Annotated in this window: 18 protein-coding genes; 11 read left to right on the top strand and 7 right to left on the bottom strand. The window is 69.0% G+C overall.

Annotation, left to right across the window (positions count from 1 at the left end; genetic code table 11):
* Window positions 1-203: 203 nt before the first annotated feature.
* The 3 genes from VGL85_RS06065 (at window position 204) to argF (ending at window position 3,324) form a co-directional block, all read left to right on the top strand.
* Window positions 204-1,055, top strand: a complete 852-nt coding sequence (locus VGL85_RS06065; RefSeq protein ID WP_331587095.1) for an ABC transporter permease — start codon at window positions 204-206, stop codon at window positions 1,053-1,055.
* 146 nt (window positions 1,056-1,201) lie between these two features.
* Window positions 1,202-2,395, top strand: a complete 1,194-nt coding sequence (locus VGL85_RS06060; RefSeq protein ID WP_331587093.1) for an aspartate aminotransferase family protein — start codon at window positions 1,202-1,204, stop codon at window positions 2,393-2,395.
* Complete coding sequence (gene argF, locus VGL85_RS06055) at window positions 2,392-3,324, top strand: ornithine carbamoyltransferase (RefSeq protein ID WP_331587044.1); 933 nt, start codon at window positions 2,392-2,394, stop codon at window positions 3,322-3,324. The genes VGL85_RS06060 and argF overlap by 4 nt, the downstream gene beginning before the upstream one ends.
* 11 nt (window positions 3,325-3,335) lie before the next feature.
* Here argF and VGL85_RS06050 read toward each other — a convergent pair whose 3' ends face one another.
* From VGL85_RS06050 to VGL85_RS06035, 4 genes are all read right to left on the bottom strand, one after another.
* Window positions 3,336-4,643 carry a cytochrome c gene (locus tag VGL85_RS06050; protein WP_331587042.1) on the bottom strand — a complete coding sequence of 436 codons (1,308 nt, stop codon included), beginning with the start codon at window positions 4,641-4,643 and terminating at the stop codon, window positions 3,336-3,338.
* A complete protein-coding gene (locus VGL85_RS06045) occupies window positions 4,640-6,409 on the bottom strand; it encodes a GMC family oxidoreductase (protein WP_331587040.1) in 1,770 nt (589 codons plus the stop codon). The genes VGL85_RS06050 and VGL85_RS06045 overlap by 4 nt, the downstream gene beginning before the upstream one ends.
* Before the next feature lie 3 nt (window positions 6,410-6,412).
* Window positions 6,413-7,156 (bottom strand): gluconate 2-dehydrogenase subunit 3 family protein, encoded by a 744-nt coding sequence (locus VGL85_RS06040; protein WP_331587037.1) that lies wholly within the window; start codon window positions 7,154-7,156, stop codon window positions 6,413-6,415.
* A gap of 149 nt (window positions 7,157-7,305) precedes the next feature.
* The gene (locus VGL85_RS06035) at window positions 7,306-7,632 is read right to left on the bottom strand and encodes a hypothetical protein (RefSeq protein WP_331587035.1); all 327 of its coding nucleotides are present in this window, start codon (window positions 7,630-7,632) and stop codon (window positions 7,306-7,308) included.
* 186 nt (window positions 7,633-7,818) lie between these two features.
* Between VGL85_RS06035 and VGL85_RS06030 the strand changes: the two genes are divergently transcribed.
* The gene (locus VGL85_RS06030) at window positions 7,819-8,745 is read left to right on the top strand and encodes an Hsp33 family molecular chaperone (RefSeq protein WP_331587033.1); all 927 of its coding nucleotides are present in this window, start codon (window positions 7,819-7,821) and stop codon (window positions 8,743-8,745) included.
* Between the two features lie 125 nt (window positions 8,746-8,870).
* Here the strand turns inward: VGL85_RS06030 and VGL85_RS06025 are convergent, their stop codons facing one another.
* The 3 genes from VGL85_RS06025 to metZ form a co-directional block, all read right to left on the bottom strand.
* Complete coding sequence (locus tag VGL85_RS06025) at window positions 8,871-9,425, bottom strand: surface-adhesin E family protein (RefSeq protein WP_331587031.1); 555 nt, start codon at window positions 9,423-9,425, stop codon at window positions 8,871-8,873.
* 72 nt (window positions 9,426-9,497) lie between these two features.
* The gene (locus tag VGL85_RS06020; protein ID WP_331587029.1) at window positions 9,498-11,360 is read right to left on the bottom strand and encodes a gamma-glutamyltransferase family protein; all 1,863 of its coding nucleotides are present in this window, start codon (window positions 11,358-11,360) and stop codon (window positions 9,498-9,500) included.
* A gap of 41 nt (window positions 11,361-11,401) precedes the next feature.
* Window positions 11,402-12,586: an O-succinylhomoserine sulfhydrylase gene (gene metZ / locus VGL85_RS06015; protein WP_331587027.1), complete on the bottom strand. Its 1,185-nt coding sequence runs from the start codon at window positions 12,584-12,586 to the stop codon at window positions 11,402-11,404.
* Window positions 12,587-12,711: 125 nt separating this feature from the next.
* Between metZ and VGL85_RS06010 the strand changes: the two genes are divergently transcribed.
* From VGL85_RS06010 to VGL85_RS05980, 7 genes are all read left to right on the top strand, one after another.
* The gene (locus VGL85_RS06010; protein ID WP_331587025.1) at window positions 12,712-13,746 is read left to right on the top strand and encodes a 2'-deoxycytidine 5'-triphosphate deaminase; all 1,035 of its coding nucleotides are present in this window, start codon (window positions 12,712-12,714) and stop codon (window positions 13,744-13,746) included.
* Window positions 13,747-14,063: 317 nt separating this feature from the next.
* A complete protein-coding gene (locus VGL85_RS06005; RefSeq protein WP_331587023.1) occupies window positions 14,064-14,282 on the top strand; it encodes a hypothetical protein in 219 nt (72 codons plus the stop codon).
* 109 nt (window positions 14,283-14,391) lie between these two features.
* Window positions 14,392-14,820, top strand: coding sequence for a hypothetical protein (locus VGL85_RS06000; RefSeq protein WP_331587021.1), 429 nt, complete (start codon window positions 14,392-14,394; stop codon window positions 14,818-14,820).
* A 26-nt stretch (window positions 14,821-14,846) separates the two neighbouring features.
* A complete protein-coding gene (locus VGL85_RS05995) occupies window positions 14,847-15,275 on the top strand; it encodes a hypothetical protein (protein WP_331587019.1) in 429 nt (142 codons plus the stop codon).
* Window positions 15,272-15,460 carry a helix-turn-helix transcriptional regulator gene (locus VGL85_RS05990; protein WP_331587017.1) on the top strand — a complete coding sequence of 63 codons (189 nt, stop codon included), beginning with the start codon at window positions 15,272-15,274 and terminating at the stop codon, window positions 15,458-15,460. Before VGL85_RS05995 ends, VGL85_RS05990 begins: the two co-directional genes overlap by 4 nt.
* A gap of 2 nt (window positions 15,461-15,462) precedes the next feature.
* Entirely contained in the window at window positions 15,463-15,597 is a 135-nt protein-coding gene (locus VGL85_RS05985) for a hypothetical protein (protein ID WP_331587015.1), read from the top strand.
* A complete protein-coding gene (locus VGL85_RS05980) occupies window positions 15,597-16,256 on the top strand; it encodes an isoprenylcysteine carboxylmethyltransferase family protein (protein WP_331587013.1) in 660 nt (219 codons plus the stop codon). Before VGL85_RS05985 ends, VGL85_RS05980 begins: the two co-directional genes overlap by 1 nt.
* The last annotated feature ends 145 nt before the right edge of the window (window positions 16,257-16,401 follow it).

Here is a 16,401-nt window from a genome sequence, read left to right as displayed (position 1 = left end):
AACAACTCCCTAAGGGCCACAATAGGCGCCCCGCCTTTCGTCCACAGGAACTAGATATTGATTCGGCAAGAGGCTGTGGACGGCGGGCCGCGACGCTTCCGCGCGCCCTGGCTATCGCCCTATGCAGGCTGGTCCTGCGACCCGGGTCCGGCGCGATGGCCGCCGGCCTTGAAGGCGACGGCTTTGGGGCGCACATGAGGGACATGAAGGACATGCCCGCCGCCCTCTCCGTTCCGGCCATGGCGCCAGAGGAAGGGGCCGTTCTGCCGCCGCTGCCGCGCGACTATTCCGGGGTCAACTGGCGAGGCCTGCAGACCCTTTACGTCCGCGAGGTGCGCCGCTTCATCAAGGTCGGCATGCAGACCCTGGCCGCCCCGGTGGTCACCGCGCTGCTCTATATGCTGGTGTTCGTCGTGGCGGTCGGCGGCGGCCGGGAGGTGCACGGCGTGCCCTACGGCGCCTTCGTGGCGCCCGGCCTGGTGATGATGCAGATCCTGTCGAACGCCTTCGCCAACTCCTCGTCATCGCTGCTGCAGGCGAAGTTCAACGGCCTGATGGGCGACTTCATCACCCCGCCGCTGTCGCCCTTCGAGCACCTGGTCGGCTTCGGGGCGGGCGCGGCGACGCGGGGCCTGTTCGTCGGCGCGATCAGCTTCGTGGCGGTGGTGTTCTTCGCCCATATTCACTCGGTGGCCCAGCCGTGGGCGATCCTCTACTTCGGGGTCGGCGCGGCGATGATCATGGGCTTCCTGGGCATCATGGCCGGGCTGTGGAGCGAGAAGTTCGACCACATGGCCGCGGTGACCAACTTCGTCATCATGCCGATGACCTTCCTGTCGGGCACCTTCTACCTGATCGAGAAGCTGCCGGAGCCGTTCCGCAGCTTCTCCAAGTTCAACCCGATCTTCTACCTGATCGACGGCTTCCGGTACGGCTTCATCGGCCAGGCCGAGGGCAATCTGGCGGTGGGCGCGGGCCTGACCGCGGGCCTGGTCCTGATCCTGGGCTTCGTCTGCTACCGGATGTTCGAGACCGGCTACAAGATCAAGACATGACAGCCTTGTCGTTGACTTCAGGTCTCTAGAAGACGAGAACGCCAAGCCTTCCAGTCCCCGTCGCCAAGCGGCGGGGATGCTTCCGTTTTAGGAGGGCCCTTCCGGTGACGCAGACGACTGCCGCCCCCGTTCCCAGCGATCACATCATGGCGGTCTACAGCCGCACGCCGCTGGCGTTCGAACGAGGCGAGGGCGCGCGTCTCTATACTGGGGACGGCGAGGCCTATCTCGACTGCATGGCCGGCATCGCGGTGAACGCGCTGGGCCATGCCAACCCGATCCTCGTCAAGGCGCTGAAGGACCAGGCCGAGAAGCTCTGGCACACCTCCAACATCTTCACGATCCCCGGCCAGGAGCGCCTGGCCAAGGCGCTGACCGACGCGTCGTTCGCCGACGTGGTGTTCTTCACCAACTCCGGCTCCGAGGCGATCGAGGTCGCGATCAAGACCGCGCGCAAATACCACTGGGCCAAGGCCCAGCCGGAACGGATCGACATCATCGGCTTCGACGGCTCGTTCCATGGCCGCACGCTGGGCGCCATCAACGCGGCCGGCAATCCGAACTACACCGAGGGCTTCGGCCCGCCGCTGCCGGGCTTCGTCCACCTGCCCTACGGCGACTTCGACGCCGTCAAGGCCGCGGTCGGCCCGACCACGGCGGCGATCATCCTGGAGCCCGTGCAGGGCGAGGGCGGCGCGCGCTCCTGGCCGGAACAGATGCTGCGTGACATCCGCGCGCTCTGCGACGAGACCGGGACGCTCCTGATCTACGACGAGATCCAGTGCGGCCTGGGGCGCACTGGCAAGCTCTTCGCCCACGAATGGGCGGGCCACGCGAGCCCGGACATCATGGCGCTCGCCAAGGCCCTGGGCGGCGGTTTTCCGGTCGGCGCCTGCGTGGCCACCGCCGAGGCCGCGCAAGGCATGACCGTCGGCAGCCATGGCTCGACCTATGGCGGCAACCCCCTGGCCATGGCGGTGGGCGAGGCGGCCCTGGCCGAGATCGTCAAGCCCGAGCTGATGGCCCATGTGCGCGAAATCGCCGGCTTCTTCACCCAGCAGCTTTCCGGCCTGATCGAACGCTTCCCCGACGTGGTCCAGGAAGTCCGCGGCAAGGGCCTGCTCATCGGCCTGAAGCTGAAGACGCCGAACCGCGAGTTCATGCAGCACGCCCGCGACAACCATCTGCTGCTGGCCGGCGGCGGCGACAACTGCGTGCGCCTCCTGCCGCCGCTGAACCTCACCCTCGAGGAGGCCAGTGAGGCGATCGGCAAGCTGGAGGCGTCGTGCGAGGCCGCGCGGGCCAAGGCCAAGGCGCCCCAAGACAAGGTTGGGGCGTGAGCCAAGTCCGCCACTTCCTCGACCTCTGGCGGCTCGAAGGCTCCGATCTGCGCGCCATCCTGGAGGACGCCAAGCGCCGAAAGGCCGCGCGCCTCGGCTGGCCCAAGGGCAAGCGCGACGAGGACGCGGTCGCCGACGGCCGGGTGCTGGCCATGATCTTCGAGAAGAACTCGACCCGCACCCGCTTCTCGTTCGATGCGGCCATGCGCCAGCTGGGCGGCGACGTCCTGATCTCCAACGCCGTCGACATGCAGATCGGCCGCGGCGAGCCCATCGAGGACACCGCACGCGTGCTGTCGCGCATGGTCGACGCGATCATGATCCGCGCCAACAACCACCAGGACGTGGAGCGGCTGGCGCTGTCCTCGGCGATCCCGGTGATCAACGGCCTGTCGGACGCCAGCCACCCCTGCCAGATCATGGCCGACCTGCTGACCATCGAGGAGCATCGCGGCCCGGTGACGGGCAAGACGCTGGCCTATGTGGGCGACGGCAACAACGTCTGCGCCAGCTTCATCCACGCCGCGCCCAAACTGGGCTACCGGCTGAACATCGCCTGCCCCGCGATCTATCATCCGGACTTGCGCGACCTGGCCCGCGCCGCCCAGGAGCAGGGCCTGGTGCAGGCCGGCGACGATCCGCGTGAGGCCGTCAGGGGCGCCGACGTGGTGATCACCGACACCTGGGTCTCCATGGGCGACACCGACCATGACGAGCGGATCGAGGCGCTGGAGCCCTATCAGGTGGACGAGGAGCTGATGGACCTCGCCCGGGGCGACGCCGTCTTCCTGCACTGCCTGCCCGCCCACCGCGGCGAGGAGGTCACCGACGAGGTGATCGATGGCCCAAAGAGCCTGATCTGGGACGAGGCGGAGAACCGCATCCACGCCCAGAAGTCGATCCTGGCCTGGTGCTTCGGGGCGATCTGAGGCGTCGCCGGCTAGACCTTGGCCGAGGGCTTCTGGACCGCCTGGCCGACCTTGCGGCGGATCTTGCCGACATCGCCCGGCCGCACCGCCGGCGCGACATTGCCCCAGCTGTTGCGGACATAGGTGGCGACGGCGGCGACCTGGGCGTCGGTGAGCTTCCAGCCGAAGCTCGGCATGGAATGGGGCGTCGGCTTGGCGTCGGTGGCGACCGTCTGGGCCCCTGACAGGATGAAGCGGATCACCGTCGTGGGATCGGTCGACTGGGTCACCGCCGCGCCCGGCAGCGGCGGGAAGAGGCCTGGCGCGGCCTTGCCGTCCACCGCGTGGCACGCCGCGCACTCGTCGACGTAGATCGCCTCGCCGGCGGCCATGACCTTGCCGTCGGGCTTGAAGTTCGCATCGACCGGGTCGGCATGGCTTGGGCGGCCGCGCAGGTAGTCGCCGATGGCGGCGAGGTCCGCGTCGGTGATCTGCGAGGTGGAATGGGTCACCACCTCGGCCATGGAGGCCGAGGCGTTGGCCCGGTCGTTGCGGCCGTTCTTCAGATATTCGGCGACCTCGGCGGTCGACCAGGACCCCAGGCCGCGGCGCGGGTCGGCGTTGATCGCCGGCGCCGCCCAGGTGTCGAGCTGACCGCCTTCCAGGGCGTGGTCGGTCTTGTCGCCGCCCAGGAAGGTCTTGGGCGTATGGCAGGCGCCGCAGTGGCCGAGGCCCTGGACGATGTGCTGGCCTGAGTCCGCGCCCGAAACCGGCCTGTCGTCGGCCTTGAAGTAGAGCGCGTTCCAGACGCCCACCAGGAACCGCAGGTTGAAGGGGAAGGGCAGGCGGTTGGGCGGCGGCCGGTAGCTCACCGGCGCGACGGTCCGAAAATAGGCGTAGAGCGCGTCGGACTCCGCGCGGCTTACGTGGGTGAAATAGGGATAGGGGAAGGCCGGATACAGCTTGGCCCCGTCGCGGCGCACGCCCTTGTGCATGGCGTTCCAGAAGTCGTCGGCGCTCCAGGCCCCGATGCCGGTCTCCCGGTCCTGGGTGATGTTGACGCTGTAGATGGTCCCGAACGGGGTGTTGAGCGGCAGTCCGCCGGCGTAGGGCGGCCCGCCCGGCCGGTCGTGGCAGCCCTCGCAATCGCCCAGCACGGCCAGGTAGCGGCCGCGCGCCACCTGCGGGTCCTGCGGCGCGGTAGGCAGGGCGACGGCGCTCGCCGGCGTCGCGGCGGAGGGCGCGGCCGGCGCGACGACCTGGGCCCCTGTGGGCCCCGGGCGCGCCAGGATCACCAGCGCCGCGCCGGCCAGGACGGGCAGGGCCGCGCGGCGCCTCACGCCCGCACCATCGGCTGGTGCGGCGCCTTCAGGTACTGGCTCTTGATCGCGTCGGCGGCATGATAGGCCAGGGCGGCCACCGTGCCGGTCGGGTTGTAGCCGGGGTTCTGCGGGAACGCCGTGGACCCCAGCACGAACAGGTTCGGCACGTCCCAGCTCTGCAGGTATTTGTTGGTGAAGCTGTCGCGTGGGCTCTCGCCCATGATCGCGCCGCCGGTGTTGTGGGTGGTCTGGTAGGGAACCACGTCCCAGGAGCCCTTGCGGTAGTTGGCCTTGATCTCGCGCCCGCCCATGGCCTTGCCGATCTCGGCGGCGCGGTCGGTCAGGTAGTCCGACATCTTGTGCTCGTTGTCGGTGTAGTCGAACGTCATCCGCAGCAAGGGCCGCCCGAAGGTGTCCTTGTAGGTCGGATCGAGGTCCAGGCAGTTGCCGCGATGGGCCATCACCGCCCCGTGGGTGGCGATGGTTGTGGTCTTCAGATAGTCGCGAGCGATCGCCTTCTTCCACGCCAGGCCCCAGGTGGGGACGCCGGTTGCGGTGGGATGGGTCTCGATCGGCCGCGCGCCGGTCTGCAGGATCCCCACGTAGCCGCCGCCGATGAACCCCAGGCCGGTGTGGTCGAAGTTGTCGCCGTTGAAGTCGTTGATGATCATCCCCAGGGCGCCGGCGCCCACGAAGGGGTTCAGGATCTTGTCGTTGAAGAACACATTCACCGAGGAGGTGATCTGGTAGGCGTAGTTCTTGCCGACGATCCCTTCGCCGGTGGCCGGATCGTAGGGCTTGCCGATCCCCGACAGCAGCAGCAGGCGCACATTGTGCAGGATGTAGGCTGAGAGGACGACCATCTCGGCCGGCTGCTCCACCTCCTGGCCCGTCTCGTCGATGAAGGTGACGCCGGTGGCGGTCTTGCCGTCGGCCGACAGGTTGATCTTCAGCACCTCGCAGTTGGTGCGCAGCGTGAAGCTCTTCTTGCGCATCAGGACCGGCAGGATGGTCGTCTGGGCGCTGGCCTTCGAATAGTTGCCGCAGGCGTACTTCTCGCAGAAGCCGCAGTAGGTGCAGGGCCCCAGCGTCACGCCCAGCGGATTGGTGTAGGCGCGGCTGGCGTTGGCCGCCGGATGCGGGAAGGGATGGCGGCCGAGGCCCGCGGCCGCCTGGCCGAACAGGGTCGGCGCATAGGGCATCTGAAGCGGTGGGTTGGGATACTCCCGCTGCCGCGGGCCTTCGAAGGGATCGCCGCCGGCCTGGATGGCGCCCCTGAGGTTGCCGGCCTTGCCGGAGACGCCGCAGAGGTACTCGAACTTGTCGTACCCGGCTTCCAGGTCGTCGTAGCTGACGCCGAAGTCCTGGATGGTCATGTCGTCGGGGACGGCGGCCTTGCCGTAGCGCTGCAGGTTGTGGCTCTTGGCCTTCAGGTCGGTGGGCAGGAAGCGCCAGACCTGGCCGTTCCAGTGCACGCCCGCGCCGCCCACGCCGCTGCCCAGCAGGAACGAGCCCAGCTGGCGCATGGGTAGCGCCGTCTCGCTCGCCTTGTTGCGGATGGTGAGCGTGTCGTGGTTCAGCCGCTGGAACAGCTCGTGGCGCCAGTAGTAGCGCAGCTCGTCCTGGGCGTAGGCCGGCGAGAAGTCGGTGGGCGTGTCGCGCCAGTCGCCGCGCTCGATCGCCAGGACGTTCAGGCCGGCGTCGGTCAGCTCCTGGGCCATGATCGCGCCGGTCCAGCCGAAGCCGACCAGCACCGCGTCGACCGGGGGATTGCGGATCGCCATGGTTCAGCCCTTCACCGACCAGGCGGGTCGTCCGCCGATGCCGACCGGCGGCAGCGGATAGGGCTTGCCGTAGCTCAAGACATAGGCGCGCTGGTCGTAGCGCGCGCCGGAGAAGCCGATCATCTTCCAGGCGGACAGATTGCGGTTGCCGCCATAGATCGGGTCGGCGAAGTAGCCTTCCATCACGTTCTGCAGCAGCAGCTTGAAATAGGCCTTGCCGTCCACGTCGCCGCCCAAGTCGACCTTGCCGTCGGAAAGATCCTTCAGGAACGCGTCCTGGTCGGCCTCGTCGCGCTTGTGGAATGTCGCGCCGCCGCCCTGGGCGAGATGGTCGCCGATGGCCTTGATGGCGGCGCGATGGAAACCGGCCGGCGGCCACTTGGCCTGATAGCCCTGGGTCGCGGTCCCCTTGGCGAACGGCCCCTGCATGTAGAGGCGGGTCCCCTTGCCGTAGTCGCCGGCCAGCTGGCGGTCGAGGAACAGCGGCACGCCGGCCTCCAGCGCGCTGGGGCCGGTGGGGTCGGCCGGGATCATCCGCAGGGCCGCGGCCTCCACGAACGCCGCTTCGTCGCCGGTCAGGAATTGATAGCTGGCCTTCAGGTCGACGGCGGTGGGATAGGTTGAGGTGTTCGCGGCCCAGAAAAGGCCCCCGCCGTTGAACTGCGCCGCGGCCCCGGTGAGCGGCGCCGCGAAAGCCAGGACACCGGCGCCCAGCGCCGTACGCCTGCTGATCTGCGATGGAGACATGCCGGCCACTCCGCCCGGCAAGCTAACGCTAGTTCCGGGAGGTCGTTCCTCGTGTCACGAGGCTTTACGTCGTCAGCCTTGGAGGCGGGTTCGCCGGCCTATTGCTTCTGGCCCGACCAGCTCACCTCGTTGTGGAAGCTGACATCCAGTTACCGGGTGGCGCGGTCGTAGACGAAAGCGGTGTCGCCGCTCTTCATGACGATCTTGGACATCGCCGCCGTCAGGCCGACGCTGACCACCGGCAGGCGCGGATAGCTCGAGGTGATCTGCACGGTGTTCGGCCCCGTGCGCGTCAGCGTCAGGGTGACGCCGGACTGGCTGGAGCCCTTGGAGTCGGAGATCACGTCGCCGGCGTAGGATCCGGCCACGGCGTCGGCGAGGTCCGGCTTGCGCTGCGGCGCGGCGGCGCTGGCGGCGGCGGCCAGCAGGGCGATGGCGGCCCCAACCAAGACGACGCGGCGCGTGCGGACAGACATTGGGTTCAAGGTCATCTCATCCCCTCCAGGTGAGTTCATCGACCGTAGCACGCCTTTGAAAGCTTGGCCGTTCTTGCTGCCGCTGTGGAACCTGGCGCAACAGCGCGCGTGCAAGCCGATCCTGCGGGGCTGACAGGACGGGAGGTCGCGTTCGCATTTGCCGGCCGAGCGCCTATATCGGCGCCCATGCCTTCCAAGCCTGCTTCCTCTCCCATTCCCGACGACGCGGTGACCGCCTTCCAGATCGAGGGCGAGCCGGTGCGCGGCCGGCTGGCGCGGCTGGGCCCGGCCATCGACGAGATCCTGCGCCGCCACGACTATCCGGAGGCGGTCGCCAACCTTCTGGGCGAGGCCTGCGCGCTGGCCGCCCTGGTGGGCTCCAACCTGAAGTTCGACGGCCGGCTGATCGTCGAGGCGCGCGGCGACGGTCCGGTGCGCTTCGTGGTCGCCGACTACGACACCTCCGGGGGCCTGCGCGGCTATTGCGGGTTCGATCCCGATGCGGTGGCCGCCGCGGCCACCGGCTTCGCGCGGCCCGGCGCCAAGTCGCTGCTCGGCAAGGGCCATTTCATGATGACCGTGGACCAGGGCCCGGACATGGACCGCTACCAGGGTGTCACCGCCATCGAGGGCGAGACGCTGGCGCTCTGCGCCGAACAGTACTTCGCCCAGTCCGAGCAGACGCCGACGCGGGTGCGCCTGGCCGTCACCCAGGCCAAGCCTCAGGATGGCGGGGCCTGGCGGGCCGGTGGCATGCTGGTGCAGTACATCGCCGGCGACGACGCCCGCGGCTCGACCGACGAGGCCTGGGTGCGCACCCAGGCCTTCTTCGAGACCGTCGGCGAGGACGAGCTGACCGATCCGGACCTGTCGTCCCAGACCCTGCTCTGGCGGCTGTTCCACGAGGACGGGGTGCGGGTGTTCGGCGGGGCGCCGCTGTTCGCCTTCTGCCGCTGCAACCAGGAACGGATCGAGACGGTGCTGAAGTCCTTCGAGCCTTCCGAGCGCACCGAGATGGTCGAGCCGGACGGCAAGATCCGCGTCACCTGCGAGTATTGCTCGAAGACCTACGCGGTGGACGCCGGCGCCGTAACGGAAGCGCCCGTCAACTGAACCCTTTCTGCCGTCATGGCCGGCCTCGTGCCGGCCATCCATGCGCGCGGGCGTCGCAGAACTGTCTGCGTCCTCGGTGTGTATGGATCCCCGGCACAGGGCCGGGGATGACGAATGAGGGAAAGTCAGGTCGGCTGGGCGAGCTTCAGCTTGCCGTCCAGGCGCCGCTTGCCGGACTTGATGGCGTCGCAGACCGCGTCCAGCGTGTCGTTCTCCGAAGCCACCGGCTCCTGGAACAGCCGCCGGTCGCCCTTGCGGTCGGCGACCACCGGCCCCTTCAGGTTGTTGTAGGCATAGGCCGTGCTCTGAAGCACCGCGAACTGCCGGTGTTCGCAATCCACCGCCCAGTGCGCCAGGCCGGAGCGCGCCGTCCCGGACTGCAGCATGATCGGGCTGAACAGCTCGTGCCGGATCTCGGTCTCCACCAGGCCGTCGGACTTCAGCGCCACGCCTTCCGGCGCCGCCAGCCGCACGCCCTCGGCGTCGTAGTTCACCAGCACCCAGCCCTCGGCCTTCACATAGCGCCCGATCCAGGCGGCGACGGACTTGTCGTCGATCATGGCCGGCGGCACGGGGTCCTTGGCCGGCTTGGGCGCGGGCGCGGCGGAGTGCGCCAGCGGGCCCATGGCGATCGCGAGCGCTGCGGCCAAGCCGAGCAACAGAGGTTTGATGGTTTTCATCGGCGCCATTCTCGCACAACGCACCGGGGGCGCGAAGGCCCCAGGACCGTCGTCAACACAACAGCGCGGTGGTCACCAGGCGACGGCCTGGCCGTCCTTGCGATGGTCGGAGCCGGCTCGGTAAACGCGGGTGGGCGGCCCGCCGGGTTTGGCGGGCGGGCCCTGCCGCACCAGGATCGCCTGGAAGCCGCCGACGCCGGAACTGGAGGGCGGGGTCAGCCGGTGGCCCATGGCCGCCAGCCGCGCGCCCACCACGTCGAACAGCGACGGCTCCAGGGTCAGCGTGTTGGGCACCTGGGTATGGCGGAAGCGGGCCATGTCGGTGGCCATCTGCAGATTGGCGCCCAGGTCGAAGATGTTGACCAGCGCCTGGGCGTGGCCCTGGGCCTGCATGTCCCCGCCCATCAGCAGCAGGGTCATCAGCGGCTGGTCGCCGTCCATCACGAAGCCGGCGGCCAGCGTGTTGTACGGCCGTTTGTGCGGCGCGATCACATTGGGCGACTTGGGGTCCAGGCTGAACAGGCCGCCGCGGTTGTGCAGCACGAAGCCGTAGCCCGGCACGGTGAGCCCGGAGCCGAAGCCCGAGAAGTTGGAGTTCACCCAGGCCACCATATTGCCTTCCGCATCGGCCGTTGAGAGCACGATGGTGTCGCCCGCGCCGTCGGCCTCGCCGGCCGGCCCGGTGGAGGACGCGCGCCTGGGATCGACCTTGCCGCACAGCGCCTTGGCGTGGGCCTTGGACAGCAGCCGCTCGATCGGGACCTTCACGAAGTCCGGGTCGGCGTTGAAGGCGATCAGGTCGGCGTAGGCCAGCTTCTTGGCCTCGACCATCAGGTGCCAGTAGAGCGGATTGCGCGGCCCTAGGCTGGCCAGGGTCTGGCCGGGCGCCCAGGTCGGCATGCACTGCTCCAGCACATTGACCATCTCCAGCGCCGCCCAGTCCTGCGATGGCGGTGGCAGCTCATAGACCTCATGGCCGTGATAGGTCGTATGCACGGGCTCGACCCATTCGCCCTTGTAGGCGGCGAGGTCGCCCAAGGTCATGGTGCCGCCCACCGCGTTGGACTTGGCCACGATCGCCTGGGCGATCTCGCCCTTGTAGAAGGCGTCGATCCCCTTGGCCTGGATCAGGCGCAGGGTCTTGGCGAGGTCAGGGTTGCGGAACACCTGGCCGGGTTGCGGCGGCTTGCCGCCCGGATACCAGACGGCCACCGAGTCCGGGTCCTGCGTCTTGCAGCAGCCGACGGTCGGCAGGGCGCGCGGCAGGCGCCAGTCGTCGGCGATCCGCTCGCTGACCGGGAAGCCTTCCTCGGCGTAGGCCGCCGCCGGGGCCAGCATCTCCTTCAGCGACTTCGTGCCGAACCGCTTCAGCATGGCGTCCCAGCCCCAGACGCTGCCGGGCACGGTCACCGGCAGGATGCCGCCCTGGGGCATGCCGGAGCCCGAGCCCCAGTTCTTCGGGTCGGCATGGTAGCCGAGGCTGGCGAAATGCTCCGGCGTCGCGCCCGACGGCGCCATGCCGCTGGCGTTCAGCGCATAGAGCTTGTGCGCCTTGGCGACGTAGACGATGGCGAACAGGTCGCCGCCGACGCCCACGTTCATCGGCTCGACGACGCTCAGCACCGCCGCTGTCGCCACCGCCGCGTCGACCGCGTTGCCGCCGGACTTCAGCACCTGCAGCCCGGCCTGGGCGGCCAGCGGCTGGCTGGTGGTGACCATGCCGTGCATGCCCATCACCTCAGCTCTGGATTGGGCCAGCCAGCCGCCGGCGCGGTCGCCGCGGATGGCGTCGCAGGCCGCGGCCCTATTCGTCTCTCCGGGGGCCTTGCCCTCGCAGGTCGAGAGCAGCGGCGGCTCGGCGCCCGCCCTCGAGCCCACCGCGCCAAGGCCGATCGCGCCGACCACCGCCGCCAGCGCCCACGTCGTACGCTTCATCTGAACCCTCATCCCCAAGACAGGGGAGGGAACACCAGCCCTCAGGCCGCGTCCAGCGCCCGGCTGACGTCGCGCGACAGATCCCTGGCGCCTTCCAGGCCGACGCTCATCCGCACCCAGCCCTCGGTCAGGCCGATCTCCAGCCGTTCGGCCTCCGGCATGGAGCGGTGGGTCGTGGTGCAGGGGTGCGTCGCCATCGACTTGGCGTCGCCCAGGTTGTTGGAGATGTCGACGATCTCCAGCGCGTTCAGGAAGCGGAACGCCGCCTCGCGGCTGCCCAGGTCGAAGGCCACGACATTGCCGCCGCCGGTCATCTGGTTGGCGATGACCGCCGCCTGCGGGTGGTCCTTGCGGCCGCAGTAGATCACCTTCTTGGTCTTCGCATGGGCGGCCAGGACGTCGGAGACCTTGCCGGCGTTCTCGGTCTGGCGGCGCACGCGCAGCTCCAGCGTCTCCAGCCCCTTCAGCAGCACCCAGGCGTTGAACGGCGACAGCGATGGGCCGGTGTGGCGCAGGAGGTCCTTGTAGGCCTCGGTCATCAGGGGCTCGGCGCCCAGGATCGCCCCGCCCAGCACCCGGCCCTGGCCGTCGATGTGCTTGGTGGCGGAATAGACGACCACGTCGGCGCCCAGGGCCAGTGGCTTCTGGAAGATCGGGGTGGCGAAGACGTTGTCCACCACCAGCTTCGCGCCGGCCGCATGCGCGATCTCGGCCACCGCCCCGATGGCGGTCACCTCCAGCAGCGGATTGGCCGGGCTCTCGATCAACAGCGCCTTGGTGTTGGGCCGGACCGCATTCTTCCAGGCGTCGAGGTCGGTGGCGTCCACATAGCTGGTCTCCACCCCGAACCGCGGCAGCAGCTGGGAGATGATCCAGCGGCTGGAGCCGAACAGGGCGCGGCCCGCCAGCAGGTGGTCGCCGGCGCGCAGCAGCCCCATCAGCGCCGCCTGCACCGCCGCCATCCCCGAGGCCGTGGCGCGGCAGACCTCGGCGCCTTCCAGCAGCGCCAAGCGGTCTTCGAAGATCTGCGTCGTGGGGTTGCTGAAGCGCTGGTAGATGAAGCCCGGATCGTCGCCGGCGAAGCGCGCGTTGGCCGCCTCGGCGCTGTCATAGGCGAAGCTCTGGGTCAGGAACAGCGCCTCGGATATTTCCCCGTAGGGCGAGCGGGCCATGCCGCCGCGCACCAGACGGGTTTCGACGTCCCAGTCCTGCGGGTTCTCGGCCATGACACGCTCCTTCCAAACAGTGGCCGCAAGAACGGCAGCGACGGCGCCCCGTCAAGCCGCGGTTTCCTGATAGCCGGCGCAGATCGCTTGCAACCTGCGCCGTCTGCGATAAGTCTCGACCGCCCATGAGCGAGACCCGACGCCCCGTTCAGCAGATAGTGGGCATCCTGCCCTGCCAAGCCATCGAGGCCCTGATCGCGAACGGCGCGATCGCGGCCGACAGCGCCTTCGAGCCCGACCAGGTCCAGCCCGCCAGCCTCGACCTGCGGCTCGGCGGCCGCGCCTGGCGGGTGCGCGCCTCGTTCCTGCCCGGCCGCCACACGGTGCGCGAACGGATCGCCGAGGTGGCCATGCACCCGGTGGACCTGACCCACGGGGCGGTGCTGGAGCGTGGCTGCGTGTACATCGCCGAGCTGCAGGAGCGGCTGAAGCTGCCGGCCGGCGTCTCGGCCCGCGCCAACCCGAAGAGCTCCACCGGCCGGGTGGACGTCTTCGTGCGCCTGCTCACCGACCGCGGCAACGCCTTCGACGACGTGGACGAACACTACGACGGTCCGCTCTACATGGAGATCGCGCCGCAGACCTTCTCGGTGCTGGTGCGCGCCGGAACGCGACTGAACCAGCTGCGGCTGAAGGCCGGCCAGCCGCCACGGCTGCGCACCGAAAGCGTCGGCGTCGACCTGACGGGTGAGATCGCCGGCTTCCGCGGCCGCCGCCACGCCGGCCTCGTCGACCTCGACAAGGAAGACGGCCACGATCCGCGCGACTTCTGGGAGCCTCTGCGGCCGCAGAACGGCCAACTGCTGCTTGACCCCGGCGAGTTCTACATCCTGGCCTCCAAAGGGGCGGTGGAGATCCCGGTGCTGGAGGCCGCCGAGATGACCCCGATCGACCCCTCGGTGGGCGAGTTCCGAGTCCACTACGCCGGCTTCTTCGATCCCGGCTTCGGAACCGACGAGGCGCACGGCAAGGGCTCGCGCGGGGTGCTGGAGGTGCGCAGCCACGAGACGCCGTTCATCCTGGAGGACGGCCAGACCGTGGCGCGGCTGGTCTATGAGCCGCTGACCGAAAAGCCCGACCGGCTCTACGGCGACCTCGGGTCGCATTACCAGCGCCAGGGCCTCAAGCTATCCAAGCACTTCCGGGTCTGGGGCGAATAGCGCCGGCCCTCGAACGGGGTCTGGACCATGCGCTTCCTTCGTTTCGCTGCCCTGGCGGCCGGCTTCGTCCTGGGCCTGTTCGGCGCGACCTTCGCCGGCGATATCCACACCCCGACCTCGGTCTAGCGGCCGACCTGCATGGCCTTCTGCGGCAGGCCTCGGCGCGACCGTCGAACACGCCTCATTTGATGCGACACTGGTTCAGTAGAAGCGTAAGCTCCACCGATCGTTGGAAAGCACCGCTGGGATTCCAACGGCTGAGAGAGGGGTCCCCCAAGGCCCCCGCTCCCGCTTCCGGAAGCGACGGGAGATCGCCGATGTCGATGTACACCTTCCACCTCTGCAACCAGGACGGCGGATCGCCGTCGTTCGAAGCATTCGAACTGCCTGACGACGGCGCAACCTTCATCAAGGCGGGCAATCTGCTGGACCAGCACCTGAGCTGTGACCATGTGGAGGTCTGGCAGGACGCCCGCGCGGTCCTGGCCCTGCATCGCGAACAGCCCGTCATCCGCCCGATTCCCGCCCTGGCCTAGGTCGCCCGAGCCGATCCTCCGAAAGACAAATCCACGCGACTTTTTGTCATGGATGCTTGACAGTCTCTAGATGTCGTGTTTCCTTGTCATCAAGACAAGGAGACTTCCCATGATCGATCGCCGGTCAATCCAGACCTACGCCTTCGGGGCCGTGGGCGTGATCGGGGCCATCGCGATCATGTTCGCGCCGCGGATGGTCTTCTCTCACCCTGCCGCCGCGGACGGCGCCTATGTCGCCGCGACCCTGGCCTGCGTCGCCGTGGCGTTCGCCTGGGCGCTTTGGTTCTCCGTCGCCGCCTTCCGCCGGGCCGAGGAGTTCGCGCAGGAGCGGACCAAGTTCGCCTGGTACTGGGGCAGCATGGCCGGGGTCGTGGTCGCGGTCCTGATCTACGGCCTGATCGCGTCCGGCGCGGCGCCCGGTCTGCTGGAAGGCGTCACGCCGATCCGGGCCTTCGGCTTCGGGATGGCGAGCCTGCTCGTCGCGCAACTGGCCGGCCGGCTGGTCCTGTCCGCCTGGTGGCGGGCGACCAAGCGCTGATCCGCCCCTTTCCAAGGACACCTGAAATGGCCCAAGCCACCCTTCCCCGGTCGATCATGACCAAGCCGTCCTGGCGGCGCTACATGCTGCGCTTCTCCGCCGCCATGGCCAGCTATATCGCCGTGCTCGTGCCGGTGGACTATGCGGCCCATCACGGCCTGCTGCCGCCCGCGCCCTGGCTCTACCTCGCCGCCGTCGCCCCGGCGATCCCGGTCGCGGTCGTGGTGCTGATCGTCCTGCGCTACCTGCAGGAGGAAGAGGACGAGTACCAGCGGATGCTCTCGATCCGCGCCTATGTCGCGGCCACCGGCCTGACGCTCACCGTCTGCACCGGCTGGGGCTTCCTGCAGGACTTCGCCGGCCTCCCGCAGATCTCGCTGCACCACGTCTTTGTGCTGTTCTGCGTCTGCCAGGGCTTCACCACCGGCTGGGTGAAGTTGAGGGCGCGCGGATGAAGAACCGCCTCAAGGTGCTGCGCGCCGAACGCGACTGGAGCCAGGCCGATCTGGCGCTGCGCCTCGACGTCTCGCGCCAGAGCGTCAACGCCATCGAGACCGGCAAGTACGACCCCTCCCTGCCGCTGGCCTTCAAGATCGCCCAGCTGTTCGCGCTACCCATCGAGGCGATCTTCGAAGCCTGAAATTGTCCCTATCCGAGAAGGAGACCGCCATGCGCGACCCCTACGATCCCAATCCGAGCCAGGGCGACCCCCGGGCCGTGGAAATTCTCGCCATCCTGGCGATCGTCGCCATCGTCGCCCTGGCCTATTGGGCGTGATGGCGGCGGGCCTTCTGCATGATGTCGCCGGCGCCCTGGGCTTCGCCGGGCGTCCCTACGGCGCCGCCGGCGCCGCGCTCCTCGTGCTCTATGTCATCCAGTCGGAGGTCCGCTTCGGCGCAAGCGCCCGCTCGAGCCGGGCAGGGGCGACGGACCGGCGCAGCTCGCTGACGCTCTCGCTGGCGGCCGCTGTTCCGGTGCTCGGCTGGGCCGCCGCGATGAAGCTCGCGCCGGCGGTCGACGCATCGCAACCAGCCTGGACGCGCTGGCTGTTCAGCGAGACCCTGCCCGGCATGCCGGCCATCGCCTGGGCCGCCGCCGCCGCCGGCGTCGCAGGGCTGGCGCTTCGTCTCTGGGCGGTGCTGAAGCTCCGCGAGCGTTACACCCGCACCCTGCTGACCCAGGAGAACCACACGATCGAACGCGGCGGTCCCTATCGATTCATCCGCCACCCGGGCTACCTGGGCTCGTTGCTCTGCCTCAACGCCATCGCGACCACCTCGGGCGCGGCGCCGGTCGTGGGGGCCTCGCTGCTGGCGACGATCCCGGCCTACCTCTACCGGGTGCGGGTCGAGGACGCGATGCTGGTCGCCGCCCTCGGCGCGCCCTATGCGCAATACCGCCGCGAGGTCGGCGGCCTGCTGCCGTTCCTGCGCTGAAGCCGACCTCAGTCGCGCTTGTAGATCGACTGCTTGGGGACCTCGGTCACCCGCCGCAGCATCGGCTCGAAGGCTTCCAGCGGCATGGACTCATAGTCCGGATCGAAGCTGTTCTGGTCGTACAGGTGACAGAACTGGGCGCAGT

The sequence above is a fragment of the Phenylobacterium sp. genome (genome assembly GCF_036501465.1).
In the GTDB taxonomy this organism is placed as follows: domain Bacteria; phylum Pseudomonadota; class Alphaproteobacteria; order Caulobacterales; family Caulobacteraceae; genus Phenylobacterium.
Note: the sequence above shows the minus strand (reverse complement) of the source record. Positions and strands in the feature narration are given on the sequence as shown.

What these genes read in the sequence shown, in the direction of transcription:
- VGL85_RS06010 (WP_331587025.1), top strand. Translation starts at nt 12,712, where the DNA reads ATGAGCGAGACCCGACGCCCCGTTCAGCAGATAGTGGGCATCCTGCCC.
- metZ (WP_331587027.1), bottom strand. Translation starts at nt 12,586, where the DNA reads ATGGCCGAGAACCCGCAGGACTGGGACGTCGAAACCCGTCTGGTGCGC.
- VGL85_RS05990 (WP_331587017.1), top strand. Translation starts at nt 15,272, where the DNA reads ATGAAGAACCGCCTCAAGGTGCTGCGCGCCGAACGCGACTGGAGCCAG.
- VGL85_RS06045 (WP_331587040.1), bottom strand. Translation starts at nt 6,409, where the DNA reads ATGGCGATCCGCAATCCCCCGGTCGACGCGGTGCTGGTCGGCTTCGGC.
- VGL85_RS06060 (WP_331587093.1), top strand. Translation starts at nt 1,202, where the DNA reads ATGGCGGTCTACAGCCGCACGCCGCTGGCGTTCGAACGAGGCGAGGGC.
- VGL85_RS06035 (WP_331587035.1), bottom strand. Translation starts at nt 7,632, where the DNA reads ATGTCTGTCCGCACGCGCCGCGTCGTCTTGGTTGGGGCCGCCATCGCC.
- VGL85_RS06040 (WP_331587037.1), bottom strand. Translation starts at nt 7,156, where the DNA reads ATGTCTCCATCGCAGATCAGCAGGCGTACGGCGCTGGGCGCCGGTGTC.
- VGL85_RS06000 (WP_331587021.1), top strand. Translation starts at nt 14,392, where the DNA reads ATGATCGATCGCCGGTCAATCCAGACCTACGCCTTCGGGGCCGTGGGC.
- VGL85_RS06065 (WP_331587095.1), top strand. Translation starts at nt 204, where the DNA reads ATGAAGGACATGCCCGCCGCCCTCTCCGTTCCGGCCATGGCGCCAGAG.
- VGL85_RS06005 (WP_331587023.1), top strand. Translation starts at nt 14,064, where the DNA reads ATGTCGATGTACACCTTCCACCTCTGCAACCAGGACGGCGGATCGCCG.
- VGL85_RS05980 (WP_331587013.1), top strand. Translation starts at nt 15,597, where the DNA reads ATGGCGGCGGGCCTTCTGCATGATGTCGCCGGCGCCCTGGGCTTCGCC.
- VGL85_RS05995 (WP_331587019.1), top strand. Translation starts at nt 14,847, where the DNA reads ATGGCCCAAGCCACCCTTCCCCGGTCGATCATGACCAAGCCGTCCTGG.
- VGL85_RS06025 (WP_331587031.1), bottom strand. Translation starts at nt 9,425, where the DNA reads ATGAAAACCATCAAACCTCTGTTGCTCGGCTTGGCCGCAGCGCTCGCG.
- VGL85_RS06020 (WP_331587029.1), bottom strand. Translation starts at nt 11,360, where the DNA reads ATGAAGCGTACGACGTGGGCGCTGGCGGCGGTGGTCGGCGCGATCGGC.
- VGL85_RS06030 (WP_331587033.1), top strand. Translation starts at nt 7,819, where the DNA reads ATGCCTTCCAAGCCTGCTTCCTCTCCCATTCCCGACGACGCGGTGACC.